At 49.5% G+C, this 13,611-nt stretch carries 11 protein-coding genes and 1 pseudogene; 3 read left to right on the top strand and 9 right to left on the bottom strand.

All coding sequences use genetic code 11. From position 1 onward, the window contains the following. Positions 1 to 63: 63 nt before the first annotated feature. The gene (locus ACOSVP_RS17305; RefSeq protein WP_487348730.1) at positions 64 to 492 is read right to left on the bottom strand and encodes an acyl-CoA thioesterase; all 429 of its coding nucleotides are present in this window, start codon (positions 490 to 492) and stop codon (positions 64 to 66) included. A 192-nt stretch (positions 493 to 684) separates the two neighbouring features. Between ACOSVP_RS17305 and ACOSVP_RS17300 the strand changes: the two genes are divergently transcribed. Beyond that, the gene (locus ACOSVP_RS17300) at positions 685 to 1,836 is read left to right on the top strand and encodes a methionine aminotransferase (RefSeq protein ID WP_487348729.1); all 1,152 of its coding nucleotides are present in this window, start codon (positions 685 to 687) and stop codon (positions 1,834 to 1,836) included. Positions 1,837 to 1,843: 7 nt separating this feature from the next. Here ACOSVP_RS17300 and ACOSVP_RS17295 read toward each other — a convergent pair whose 3' ends face one another. The 8 genes from ACOSVP_RS17295 to ACOSVP_RS17260 are packed head-to-tail and all read right to left on the bottom strand — an operon-like array spanning position 1,844 to position 10,281. After that, positions 1,844 to 2,602, bottom strand: coding sequence for a cobalt-precorrin 5A hydrolase (locus ACOSVP_RS17295; RefSeq protein WP_487348728.1), 759 nt, complete (start codon positions 2,600 to 2,602; stop codon positions 1,844 to 1,846). Continuing rightward, positions 2,599 to 3,315: a precorrin-2 C(20)-methyltransferase gene (gene cobI, locus ACOSVP_RS17290; protein ID WP_487348727.1), complete on the bottom strand. Its 717-nt coding sequence runs from the start codon at positions 3,313 to 3,315 to the stop codon at positions 2,599 to 2,601. The genes ACOSVP_RS17295 and cobI overlap by 4 nt, the downstream gene beginning before the upstream one ends. Further along, positions 3,312 to 4,589, bottom strand: coding sequence for a precorrin-6y C5,15-methyltransferase (decarboxylating) subunit CbiE (gene cbiE / locus ACOSVP_RS17285; protein ID WP_487348726.1), 1,278 nt, complete (start codon positions 4,587 to 4,589; stop codon positions 3,312 to 3,314). The genes cobI and cbiE overlap by 4 nt, the downstream gene beginning before the upstream one ends. A 19-nt stretch (positions 4,590 to 4,608) precedes the next feature. Then, positions 4,609 to 5,250, bottom strand: coding sequence for a precorrin-8X methylmutase (locus ACOSVP_RS17280; protein WP_487348725.1), 642 nt, complete (start codon positions 5,248 to 5,250; stop codon positions 4,609 to 4,611). Continuing rightward, the gene (cobK, locus tag ACOSVP_RS17275; RefSeq protein ID WP_487348724.1) at positions 5,247 to 6,023 is read right to left on the bottom strand and encodes a precorrin-6A reductase; all 777 of its coding nucleotides are present in this window, start codon (positions 6,021 to 6,023) and stop codon (positions 5,247 to 5,249) included. The genes ACOSVP_RS17280 and cobK overlap by 4 nt, the downstream gene beginning before the upstream one ends. A 9-nt stretch (positions 6,024 to 6,032) precedes the next feature. Beyond that, positions 6,033 to 7,154 carry a cobalt-precorrin-5B (C(1))-methyltransferase gene (locus ACOSVP_RS17270; protein WP_487348723.1) on the bottom strand — a complete coding sequence of 374 codons (1,122 nt, stop codon included), beginning with the start codon at positions 7,152 to 7,154 and terminating at the stop codon, positions 6,033 to 6,035. Between the two features lie 6 nt (positions 7,155 to 7,160). Next, positions 7,161 to 8,486 carry a cobyrinic acid a,c-diamide synthase CobB gene (locus ACOSVP_RS17265; protein ID WP_487348722.1) on the bottom strand — a complete coding sequence of 442 codons (1,326 nt, stop codon included), beginning with the start codon at positions 8,484 to 8,486 and terminating at the stop codon, positions 7,161 to 7,163. Positions 8,487 to 8,523: 37 nt separating this feature from the next. Then, positions 8,524 to 10,281, bottom strand: coding sequence for an AAA family ATPase (locus ACOSVP_RS17260; protein WP_487348721.1), 1,758 nt, complete (start codon positions 10,279 to 10,281; stop codon positions 8,524 to 8,526). 168 nt (positions 10,282 to 10,449) lie between these two features. Between ACOSVP_RS17260 and ACOSVP_RS17255 the strand changes: the two genes are divergently transcribed. Both ACOSVP_RS17255 and ACOSVP_RS17250 read left to right on the top strand, forming a co-directional pair. Then, a complete protein-coding gene (locus ACOSVP_RS17255; protein WP_487348720.1) occupies positions 10,450 to 12,285 on the top strand; it encodes an ABC transporter ATP-binding protein in 1,836 nt (611 codons plus the stop codon). A 72-nt stretch (positions 12,286 to 12,357) separates the two neighbouring features. After that, positions 12,358 to 13,512, top strand: a pseudogene (locus tag ACOSVP_RS17250) (IS3 family transposase). Positions 13,513 to 13,611 lie beyond the last annotated feature (99 nt).

Genomic DNA, 13,611 nt, shown 5'->3' with positions numbered 1-13,611 from the left:
TCTAATTACAAAAAAGCAGCCAATGGCTGCTTTTTTTTGCATTACTTGGTTCTCAAATGAGCATTACCACTCATGCATGGCTTCATTAACGTAGTCAGGCAAATCTTCTTCCGCCGGAATCGGCTTTGATTTACCGTTTTCGTCAATCGCAACAAACTTAAAGATGCCCTCTGTCACCTTTTCACGAATACCAATACGACCACGACGCACCCATGCTTCCACATGAATATTCATAGAGGTCGTACCTACTGATTTGACGTAGGTATACACACCAAGGATATCCCCCACTTTTACTGGGCGAATAAAACTCATGCCATCTAGGGCCACGGTTACCACACGAGATTGAGCTCGTTGTCCCGCACAAATACCAGCGGCGATGTCCATTTGAGACACCACCCAGCCACCAAAAATATCCCCCGCAGGGTTTGTATCACCAGGCATGGCGACCGTTCGGGTCGTCAAACGCCCCTTTGTTTTTGTATCTTCGGACATGACAATACTCCTTCGTTCCGATAATGCCCATGTTATAACAAAGCTTCACAACATATTCAGTAAAAAGAATGTAGCGACGCAATTTTGCGGCCAAGATTTCACTAAGCCTGTGCAATCTGCGCTTTATCTGCTGCAAAAGCTGGATTAGCATGAGCGCTTCGATTTTAATTCGTTGTAAAAAGGAACACCGCCATGCGCCAATTCGACAGTAAACTTCCCAGTACCGGCACGACCATTTTTACGCAAATGTCAGAATTGGCCGCCAAACATCAAGCCATCAACTTATCCCAGGGGTTCCCTGATTTTGATGGCCCCAGCGAGCTGTTAAGCCGTGTCGATCATTACATCCAAAAAGGCGCCAACCAATATGCACCGATGACAGGGGTACCTTCGTTACGCCAAGCCATAAGCACTAAATTAGCCCGCTGCTACGATTACCAAGCCAATGCGGACAGCGAGATCACAGTCACCTCCGGCGCCACAGAAGCCATTTTTGCCACCATTTCAGCTTTTGTCAGTCCTGGCGATGAAGTGATTGTGTTTGATCCCGCGTACGATTCCTACGACCCTGCGATTCGTCTCAATGGCGGCACACCAGTACACATCGCGTTGCTACCACCAACCTTCGCCATCGACTGGCAAGTGGTGGCAAACACCATTACGCCTAACACCAAAGCCATCATTGTTAATTCACCTCACAACCCAACCGGCACGGTATTTTCCGCCCATGATCTAGAGGCACTTTACGCCATTGCCGATCAGCATGATTTGTTGGTGTTATCCGATGAAGTGTACGAACACATAGTTTTTGAAGGCGTAGACCACCAAAGCGTGTTGCGTCACAAGGAATTAGCGAAGCGCAGTGTCGTGGTGTCTTCCTTTGGCAAAACCTATCACACCACTGGCTGGAAAATTGGCTATGTGGTGGCACCTGCTCCCTTGATGGCCGAAGTACGCAAGGTGCACCAATATCTGACCTTCAGCACCAGTACACCAATGCAATTAGCGTTAGCCGATTTCTTAAGCGCTCATCCTGAGCACGATGAAGTATTGCCGAGCTTCTACCAGCAAAAACGTGATTTCTTCAATAAAGCCATGGGCGAAAGTCGCTTCACTTTTACCACATCGCCAGGCACCTATTTCCAATTAATGGATTACAGTGCTATCAAAGATGTGCCCGATACTGAGTTTGCTTTATGGTTGATTGAAGCCGCGGGCGTGGCGGCGATTCCGATTTCGGTGTTTTACCAAACGCCGCCAGAAGGCATGCGTTTAGTGCGTTTCTGCTTTGCCAAACAAGCCAGCACGCTAAGTGCCGCGACTCAGAATCTTGTGACACTTTAGGCTGGATTTAAGATTGATAAGCTCGGGCCACCGCACAGGTGGCTTTGGCATTTTTGATCTTATTAAGACGTAGTTCTGGGCTTGCACTGGTTAACTGCTGCACACCCAACAATGCCGCCGATTCCGCTACGCCATAAACACCCACTGTGTTAAACACATATTCTGAGCGCGTGCTTAATAAAGGCTCAACCGCTGTTAGCGCCTGTGCTGAATAGGTCACAAATGGCCACTGATATTTTTCAGCCAGCTCAATCAAATGAGTTTCATCGGCTTTGATATCGATACTGTAAAGTCCTGCAATTTGATCTGGCTGCAAGCCAACTGTTTCTAACGCTTCCAGCATCAGGCTTTCCAAATACTCTAATGAGCAGTTGCGCTCACAGCCCATACCAAGGGTGTAGACAGGGTTTAAATAAGCATTGGCAGTGGTCATCACCAGTTGCGCACCGATTGCTTTGGCCACCTCACTGCCCCACTGATTGGCACCGCCTTCATGGCCTGATAATAAAGGAATCACAAAACGCCCGAGTTCATCCAGCACCAGCACCGGTGGGTCTTGTAATTTACTCGCGATAACTGGAGCTAAAGTACGCATCACGATGCCTGTGGCACAGATAAACAACAGTGCGTCCCCCTCGCAGAAAAAGTTCTGTACGGTCTCAGCAAACGGCTTAGGCTTAAAATGTAGCTCACTATTCGGCAATAGCGTCTGTAAGCGTTTGCCGAGCGCTTGACCCGCGTCGGTCAGAGCGATAATACGAATCATCGCGTACCACGCTCTTTACGGGAGACAATAAACAGCGAGAAGTATGGGCCCTGCTCATTTTGCAAACGGCTGACATCGTTTTCCACAAATTGATTGTCACGACCAACATATTCCACGTATTTGGCATCATCAATTCGGTCAGTCAATGCTAAGGCCTTCATAATCGTAGGCCGTGCACGCCCTGCTTTCATAATCACAATTGAGTCATGTGAGCCCAACGCTTCGATCAGCTGTTGTTCTGTGTGACGACCGCTCACCACACAAAAAGATTCTTTTAATACAGTAAGAGGGTGCTGTAACTCTGCGGCGGCAGCATGAATACTGGAAATGCCCGGCACCACTTGAATCGCACAAGAGCCCTCAAGACGCTCCATTAAATAGGTAAAGGAGCCAAAAAACAGCGGATCCCCTTCGCATAAGAACGCCACATTAAGACCTTGAGCCAGTGCCTCGCGAATGGCTTGCGCCCCTTGATCATAGGCCTGATTAGCGGCCTCGCGGCGAGTCGACATGGGCATTGGGATAACAATATCCTGATGCTTTGCAACACGGCCCTCTAGTGCTAACACAGCGATTTGCTTGGCTTGTGATTGGCCAGACTCGCCGACCAAATACGCCAGTACATCCGCTTGTTGGATCAATCGAAGTGCTTTTAAGGTGACCAGCTCTGGATCACCGGGTCCGACACCAATGCCGAAAAACGTACCACTCATGCATGTTCTCCCGGCAAACACTTCTCAAAGCGCCATAAACTCACCGGCAAATGGGGACGACGAATGCGTTTACCGGCTAAACGCTCACTGCGATACACCTGTATCGTCGAGCTTTCATCGTAGGCATCTTGCGCTACATCCCGTTTGGCGAGAAACGCCATGGTCTCCATCATGGTAGCATCGGTCACTGCATTGACTAACAATACACCACCAAGCGGCAGTCGCTGCCAAACTTCGTCTAGCAACTCGGCCATTTCGCCATCACTACCGCCGATAAACACACGTTTGGGTGTAGGTAGATTGGCAAAGGATTCAGGAGCACGACCATGCACCACATGCAGGTTTTTCACCACACCAAAGTGCTCGCGATTGGCCTCCAGACAAGCTAGACGCGCTTCATGATGCTCAATGGCGTATACCTCTGTTTCGGGGTTCCAGTAGGCCAATTCCACACTGACACCACCGCAACCCGCGCCGATGTCCCACACTACTTCTTTGGCTTCGACGCCTAAATAAGACAGCACCGCCAAGCGTACCTCACGCTTGGTAATCATACCCTGACCATCGCCCTTGTCGGTGATAAAGAGACCATCTTTAAAACCAGGCGTGGACGGTAAGCGACCTGATTGGGCACTGGTATTAACGATCACTACGTTGAGTGGATCAAAAGCTTCTTCCACATGAGCCAAGCTGTTGGCCGTGTAACGGGTCACCCGCTCATGCTCATAACCTAAGCGCTCACAAACAAACAGCTCACTTAAACCAAGCCCCATATCTACACACTCTTTGGCGATGGCTTGAGGGTTGTTGGTTTTATCGGTCAATAACAACAGGGTTTTCGAGGGATGCAACTGAGTACGAATCGACGCTAATGGACGGCCGTGAACACTGAATACTTGGGCATTTTGTAGAGAAATACCGAGACGGTGAGAAGCCGCTTGAATACTAGACACATTCGGGTAAAAACGCACTTCCTGGTCAGCAAAGGAGCGATGCACCCAAGCGCCAATACCATAGTAAAGCGGATCACCTGAGGCCAAAATCGCCACCCGTTCAACCCCTAGCGAGGCCCATTCATCCATATGATGTTTTAGGTCATTAAGCTTTGGCAGCACGTGGGTTTGTGCCTTGGTGCCGTAGGCATGCACCATGGCAAGCTGACGTTCACTGCCCACAAGCTTATCGTTGTCGGTTAACTTCGCGAGCACGTCCTGCGCTTCTTTTGGCAATTGTGCCTGCTCATTAATACCCAATCCAATAACGTGAATCTTCACCGTTTTCCCTTACGCTCAATTAATAGTATTCACCGATATTGCAACGCAGTAAGGCGTTACAACTGGCCGAAGTCACCGCACTGCCGCCCATACGACCGAGCAAGGTAATGCACTCAATGCCCAATTCTTGGTGGTCATCCCACAATGCCTGCTTGGATTCCGCCGCACCGACAAAGCCCACTGGCATACCGATGACCAAGGCCGGTTTGGGAGCTCCTGCACGAATCATTTCCAACAAGCGAAACAAGGCGGTCGGTGCATTGCCAATCAAGACCACACTGCCTTCCAGCTGCTCTTGCCAAAGGCTCAACGCCGCCATGGAGCGCGTCTCGCCTTTCGACTTAGCAAGGTCAGTCGTGCGTGGATCATTTAAGAAACACAGTGGCTCACGCTCAATCATGCGTTTGGTGACGCCCTGCTTCACCATTTCCACATCACAAAGAATAGGACAGTTTTGCGCTAACGCTGCACGGCCAGCTTCACAGGCGTTTTCACTAAAACGTACATGAGCGGCCACATCTGGTAAACCCAGACTGTGCACCACGCGCATCACCACTTGCTGAGCGTCACGAGATAAATGGTCAAGTTGCGTTAGCTCACGGATTTGACGAAAGCTTTCGTTTTCAATGCCCTGGGGCGTTGGATCGTACTGATAAGTCACTGTTGTTGAGATTCCTGAGCAGTGGATGCAGGGGCTTTTATGGCCTGCACCGCTTGAATAAGTTGAGAGTAATCGGAAAAGGTTCGCGCTGCGTCTCGCACTGTTGGGCGCTGATGCAGTAATACACTGATGCCTAACTCACGGGCGGCATCAAGCTTGGCTGAAGTAGAATCACCACCGCTGTTTTTAGTGACGATCACATCGATCTGATGTTCTTTGAGTAAGCATCTTTCATTTTCGAGATCAAACGGACCAATGGCTTTCAGCCAAGTCATCTTGTCAGGCACCTCAAACTTCGGCAAAGCGGCCGTGCGCCATACGCCTTGCTCAAAACCATCGGATTGAGTGATCGCTAGCAATTGCTCTAGTGTCATTTGACCAGCACTCAATAACGGGCGTTTAAAGTCTTTCAGCTGCTCTAATAAGTCATCATCGTTTTGGTAGTCACGCCAATCATCCCCTGCTTGTGGCTGCCATGCGGGACGTAAAAATCGCCATACGGGAATACCTGTTGCTTTACCAGCAGCCACCGTTTTATTGCCCATGATCGCCGCATAGGGATGCGTCGCATTGATCACTAAATCAATTTGACGGTCTTTTAGAAAACGAGCTAAGCCACCAAACTGGGTGAAACCTCCGACGAGAATTTCACAAGGCAAGGTTGGTACGCGCACTAATCCGGCAATAGAATAAATCACCTCAAACCCAAGCTGACTAAAGCGCTCCGCTAAATGGCGACCATCGGCGGTGCCGCCTAATAATAGAATTTTCATGGCTATCCCTTAATTTGAAGCCTTATGTTCAAGCGCTTGCCCGACAAACTGGCCTTTGCGGTCAATCGCCAGCACTTCCAGTGCCATATGCATAGGTACAAAACGGCGACAGAATTGAAGGGCTTGCTGGCATACCGCATCGGCTAACGCGAGGCCTTCAGCTTGAGCAAATTTCAGCGCTTCGACACTGGTGTTGGCTTGACACATGTTGCCTTGTAAAGACTCTGACGCTCCCAATGTTTGCGCCAGTTCCGCTAACGCTTCTAGGTTAATGGACGACGCTCGAGAGTTTAAATCCATATGCTTTTGCGCCAGTTTACTGATTTTGCCAAAACCACCACAGATGGTGAGTTTCTCCAATTTTGGCTCTTGGCTCTCCAAACGCTTCACATGTTTTATCAAGGCGCCCACAAAGTCACCCATTTCAATCAGCGCCATCTCATCCAAACCATCGCGCTCTTGAATGGCGGTTTCACTGGCATTACCAGTGGTGGCGGCGATATAACGATGACCATTGGCGCGAGCCACATCGACCCCTTGCTGAATCGAAGCAATATAAGCGCCACAGGAGAATGGCCGCACGATGCCAGTGGTGCCCAAAATGGAAATACCACCGAGAATACCTAAACGCGGATTCATGGTTTTCAGCGCTAATTGCTCACCCTTTTCCACACCGACTATGACCCGAAAGCCACCTTGATAGTCTTGCTCATTGGCAATGGCATACAGGTGATCGGTGATCATTTTGCGCGGTACCGGATTGATAGCGGGCTCGCCCACATCCAGCAACAGACCCGTACGCGTGACGGTACCAACACCTTGCCCCGCAACAAATTCAATGCCTTGCTCTGGCGTTAACGATAGTTCAACCCAAATCGTCGCGCCATGAGTGACATCGGGATCGTCCCCCGCGTCTTTAATGGTCGCCGCTTTCACTGAGCTATTTGAGGCCTCATAAGCAACAATCTCAAGAGGCACTTCTTGGCCTTTGGGTAAGGTAACAAATACCGTTGGTGCTTGTTGTTTGGTGAGCAGAGCCATGGCCGCCGCCACTGAGCACGCGGTGGCACAGGTGCCAGTCGTTAACCCTGAACGAAGCGGTTTTGGATCGTCACTGCTTTCTGGCCACATAGGTAATTAAGCGCCTTGAAATAACGCAGCCGTGGCTTCGAAATTGGAAGCAAAGAACAAATGTAGGTAACTGGCCGTGAGTCCTTTCTCACGATAAATGGCCTCACCCGGCGCAGGATGTCGCTGACGGCGGCCATGACTTAACGGCTCTGGCGTGTTTTCACTCAATGAACGGTGGTGGGCATGACCGCGAATATCGCCTTCTGGCAGCGGCGCCGTTTGCATACCCTGGCAACCACGTTTGCCACGCATGGCACCCGCACCTTTTAGAAGACCGAGCATCGGATAGGTGTTGGACTCAAGATCGGTTAGGGTTTCCAAGCTATAAAGCATACCACCACACTCCGCTAAGATCGGCTTGTTGGCAGCAAAGAAAGTCTGAATCTGATCTAGCATGGCGCTATTTTGTGATAACTTTTGCGCATGCAGTTCTGGGTAACCACCCGGTAACCACAGGGCATCCGCCTGTGGTAATTGTTGATCATGTAACGGTGAAAAGAAGGTGACCGCTGCGCCCAATTTATCCAGCACGCGAAGGTTCGCATCGTAGATAAAACTAAAGGCTTCGTCTTTGGCAATGGCAATCGTTTTCCCCGCTAGAGGTGTACCGATATCTTGCTCGCTCACGTCTTGTTCAGGTGCATAAAAGGCTACTGGCGCTGGCAGAGTCAATAAGGTTTTGTCTTCGGTTTCACTGAGCCAACGCACCGCCGCCGTAAAGCATTCTTCTAACTCATCACCCACTTCAGAGGCTTGTACCAAGCCCAAATGACGCTCAGGTAAGGTCACTTCATCATCGAGTTTTAGGCTAATCAACAGCGGCAAGTCTTCAGGCAAGGCATCACGAATCAGTTGCGCATGACGCTCACTACCACAACGGTTGGCAATCAAACCAGCGATTTTGACGTCTTTACGAAAGTTCGCTAACCCCATTGCTAAGGCGGCAGCGGTTTGCGCCATGCCTTTAACGTCCATAACAATGGCCGCTGGGATATTAAAACGAGCTGCCAAATCAGCGCTTGAGGGTTCACCATCGAACATGCCCATAGCGCCTTCAACCAAGATCAAATCCGCTTCTTGGGCGGCATCGAACAGCATTTTTTGGCAGTACTCATCGCCCGCCATCCAGATATCCAGTTGCTCTACTGGTTGCTTTGACGCTTGCGCCAAGATCTGTGGGTCTAGGTAATCAGGGCCGGTTTTAAACACCCGTACCGTTTTGCCTTGCTCGGTAAAATAACGCGCCAAGGCCGCCGTAATGGTGGTTTTGCCTTGGTTGGAGGCTGGCGCGGTGAGGAATAATGCCGGGCAATGGGCCACGTTCGTTGTCATCGTATTCACTTATCTAAAATCTGTATGGTCATCGGTTTTAAGCCAGCATCTGACTTAATGAAAGGTAATCGGCGTTTAAGGCTTGTGCGAGCTCTTGAGCACGGCCACGCTTGACGGGGGCCAACTCAGTATCCAGCACGGTTACACTTCCCGGCCAGACTTTAGTGGCAAACTCGCCCGTCACCCGACCATCGGTCAAAATATAACTGTTTAACTCAAGCTCAGGTTGCTGCCGCGCGGCTTGCGCTAAATAACGCTCAGCATCGTCTAAGGCTTGATGAATCGGCGTACCGCCCCCTGCCCCTAATTTGTCTAACTGTTCGCGAATATTTTGAGGTGCGCGTACTTGTGGCAATAACCAATCCACTTGGTCACCACCAAAGCCTAAAATACTGATCTGTTCACGCTGCAAATAGGCCCGCTCGGCAATGTCTAAAATCACCCCTTTGGCCTTAGCAAAGGTTTGCTCTGCTAAGGTAGAGCCAGAGGTATCTAATAAAATACAGTGTAACACTGGCTCACCTGCACGGGCTTTACGGCGCACCAATTGCGGCGGTGGCCATGCTCCCGAACTGCTTCTAAGAGTTTGCGCCATATCAATGCCGCCACTCTGATGCTTGCCAAGATTCGCACCACCTAGGCTACTGCCGCGCTGCTTGCCCGCAAGCAGACTGGCTGCTCGATTCTCTGACGAAGAGAAAGCTTCGCTAAACAAACTTGAGCCTAAGCCCATGGCATCCGTGGTGATTTGTAACTCGGGAGGCATACTGCCCCATTCGCCTTCAGACAGTTCACCTGCAGATTCATTCTGCGGTGAAGGTAAAGACTTTCCCGGCGTTTGGCCCTCGTCCTGTTTATGAGAATCAGGGGGACGTCTGGATGACGGCGGCGCACTGGGCGGTGGTGACTGCTTTGATTGAGGAGCCTGTTGGCGACGATGAGCTAAAACAAAGGCTTCCACCGCTTGGACATCTTCGATCGACACCCTCTCAGCACCACGCCAAGCCGCATGGGTGGTGGCAGCACGCACCCAAACGATATCGGCGCGCACACCGTCAACATGGGCATCTTGGCAACGGCTAGCAATATCCATACGCAAAGCATCAGCACATTTAATCGTATTCAATCGCGCTTTGGCGTGACTGATACTTTGACGCAGATTGCGTTGCTTGTATTTAAAAGCATCACAGAAGCCTTTTGGATCCTGGTCGAATTCATCGCGCAGACGCACGATCTGCACACGTTCTTCAAGGCTATATTGATTGGAAAGGGTCACCATCAAACCAAATCTGTCTTTCAGCTGCGGGCGCAATTCCCCTTCTTCAGGGTTCATGGTGCCGACCAACACAAAGCGCGAATCATGTACATGGCTGACCCCATCACGCTCCACTCGGTTCACGCCACTAGCGCTGACATCGAGTAAAACATCGACTAGACTGTCGGCGAGTAAATTCACTTCATCTACATAGAGCACACCTTGATCCGCTTGTGCTAACAGTCCCGGTTGGAACTTCACTTGCTTATCATTCAGCACCGAATCGATATCGAGCGAGCCCAGCAGACGATCTTCTGTCGCGCCAAGTGGCAAGGTGACAAAGGCGGTATCGTTATTTTCTATTGACGGCATCACCCCCGCTAAACCGCGAGCTAGGGTCGATTTAGCACTGCCACGTGGACCTGAAATCAGCACCCCACCGATACGCGGATTAATCGCCGTTAGAATCAAAGCGAGTTTTAAGGATTCTTGCCCCGCCACTGCGGTGAAGGGAAAGTTGTAAAAAGAACCGTCTGCCATGCTTACCTACCCAAGGCTTCATCGTGAAACCTTTATAAAATCTAATCTCGAACCTTATCCGTGCCCTATCACCAAGTCAAATTGAAAAGCCCACATTAAACATGAAGCGCTTCGATACAGACGCAAATACCGTTAAAATGATGCCTCAACATTAAGGACTCGAACCGTATGAAACGTGCCATGCCAGACGCTAACGCTGTGGATATGAATATGTTAGGGGTGTTTCGCTACAGCAAACGCGCCCTGCACTTGGTCTGGCAAACCTCGTCTAGGCTCACCTTCGGCTTGGCTATATTGACCTTGATTGCTGGGGTGCTGCCGGCGGCCATGGCCTATGTAGGTCAGCTAATTGTCGATGCGGTAGTGGCTGCCATGGACACTTACAAAAGCACGGGCGAACTGCATTATTACCCAGCCATGTATTATGTGCTGCTAGAAGGCTGCTTGGTGCTGGCTCTAAGCGCCAGCCAACGGGGGCTCGCGGCGCTGCAAGCCATCTTAAGAGCCTTGCTCGGTCAGCGTGTAAATATGATGATTCTGGAAAAGGCACAGCAGCTTAGCCTAGCGCAATTCGAAGATTCGGAGTTTTACGATAAGTTGGTTCGTGCCCGTCGAGAAGCCTCAAGCCGCCCGCTAGCCTTGGTCAATAAGACCTTTTCTCTGCTACAGAATGGTATTTCCCTAATCAGCTTCTCGGTATTGCTGTGGCAATTTTCTCCGTGGGCATTGCTGGTATTGGTGATTGGTGCCTTGCCTGCCTTTATTGCCGAAGCCAAGTTCAGCGGTGATGCCTTTTTACTCGCCCGTTGGCGCTCGCCGGAAGTACGTCAGCAAAACTACTTAGAAACCCTATTGGCCCGCGAAGACAACATCAAAGAGGTGCGCCTATTTCAATTGGGTGGCCGTTTTATTAACCGCTATCGCGATATTTTCGTAAAGCTTTTCAAAGAGAACCGCACACTGATTTTACGCCGCGAGTTTTGGGGCTTTTTACTTGGCATTATCAGCACCCTGGTGTTTTACGGCGCGTACGGCTGGATCGTGACCTCGACGGTTGTCGGCGCCATCACCCTAGGGCAGATGACCATGTACCTGTTGCTGTTTAAACAAGGACAAGGGGCGGTGGCCTCTTCTCTCACCAGTATCAGCGGCATGTACGAAGATAATTTGTACTTATCTAACTTGTACGAATACCTTGAGCAAGAAACCCTCGCGCAACAAAAAGGCTCGATCCGAGGCCTAATCATGGGCGATGGTATTCGCTTTGAGAACGTCTCTTTTCAGTACCCAGGGAGCCAACAATACGCTCTAAATAACATCACGCTGCACATTCAACCGGGTAATAGTTTGGCCATCGTCGGAGAAAATGGCTCCGGCAAAACCACCTTAATTAAGCTGCTAACGCGGCTATACATCCCCTCTGAGGGACGCATTCTATTGGATGGTTTGGATCTGAATGACTGGAATGAAAGCGCCCTATTGCAGCGTATTGGCGTGATTTTTCAGGACTTTGTGCGTTATCAATTTATTGTCGGTGAAAACATTGGTGTCGGCGATGATTCACGCTTTTACGATGAGCAAGGCTGGCATCATGCCGCAGAACTGGGCAAAGCCACCGACTTTATTAGCCATTTAAATAAGGGTTATCACACCCAGCTTGGACGTTGGTTTAAAGGTGGACAAGAACTGTCCGGTGGCCAATGGCAGAAAATCGCTTTGGCACGAGCTTTTATGCGAGAAAAAGCCGATATTCTAGTATTGGATGAACCTACCGCAGCCATGGATGCGGGGGCCGAAGCCGAGATTTTTGCTCACTTTCAAGAACACACCGCGAGCAAGATGGCGATCCTAATTTCACACCGTTTTTCCACGGTACGCCTCGCCAATGAAATTATTGTCATGGAACACGGACAGATTATCGAGCGCGGCAATCATGAGCAATTGCTTAGTTTAGAGGGCCGCTACGCCCATCTATTTAACTTGCAAGCCAAGGGCTATCAATAAATTTTGAATGAATCGCCACTAGTTAACTAGACACCTTTTAGTTAGATAAAATGATCTAATTGAGAGGTATTTATGAGCAAAGTACGTTATCCAGAACAATTCAAAATTGAAGCTGTTAAGCAAGTGACAGAAGCAGGCTTTAGTGTTGCTGAAGTAGCTAATCGCTTAGGCACCACCACCCACAGTTTATACGCCTGGATTAAACGATATGGCCCAGAGGCAGATTCGTTTGTAGAGGCTTCTGCTGAGTCGAGCGAGATTCTTCGTCTTCGAAAAGAACTTAAGCGAGTGACGGAAGAGCACGACCTGTTAAAAAAAGCCGCGGCGTACTTCGCAAGCCACCCAGACTAAGGTACGCCTTTATTCGGGATCATAGTGCCAACTTTCCTGTGAGACGACTGTGCAATCTCTTCGATGTTCACCCTAGTGGCTATTACGTTTGGCTGAAAGAGCCAAAATCAAAACTCGCCAAGGAAAATGAGCGGCTAACAGGTCTTGTTAAACAACTGTGGCTGGAGTCGGGTTGTGTCTACGGCTATCGAAAGATCTATCAAGACCTAAGATCCTTGAATGAACCTTGTGGTATTAATCGAGTGCATTACCTGATGCGAAGAGCAGGACTCAGAGCTCAGGTGGGTTACCGTAAGCCTAGGGCTCGGTCAGGAGAAACACATACGATAGCCAGCAATGTGCTTGAAAGACAGTTTAATCCAGAAAGCCCGAATACAGCGTGGGTTACTGATATTACGTATATCCGAACTCATGAAGGCTGGCTGTATTTATCAGTCGTGCTCGACCTCTATTCGCGTCGAATAATAGGCTGGGAGATGGGGCCAAGAATGGTGAAGGAGCTTGTTCTTGATGCACTGATGATGACGGTATGGAGAAGAAAGCCAAAGCATAGGGTGACGATTCACTCAGACCAAGGCAGTCAGTTCACCAGCTATGATTTGCACAGATTTTTGGACGATCACAACTTACAAGCCAGTATGAGTCGACGTGGAAACTGTCATGATAATGCTGTTGCTGAAAGTTTTTTCCAGCTTTTAAAGAGAGCGAGTGAAGCGAAAGATTTACTCGACAAGGGGTGAAGCAAAACAAGACATTTTTAATTATATCGAAATGTTTTATAACCCTGTCAGACGCCATAGTGCTAATGAGATGTTGTCACCTGTTGAATATGAAAAGCTGTTCGAAAAGAAGACTGAGAAGTGTCTACTGAAATAGTGGCGATTCAATATTATCTTGAGTGCTAAGGCGACAATCTTAATACTCCACTGAAGCACCTTAATTTTGTGCAGTGGTAATATTTCTACTATTGATATT

This window comes from Marinomonas sp. HM11-D (assembly GCF_057626615.1).
This window is presented reverse-complemented; position numbering and strand designations above follow the sequence as displayed.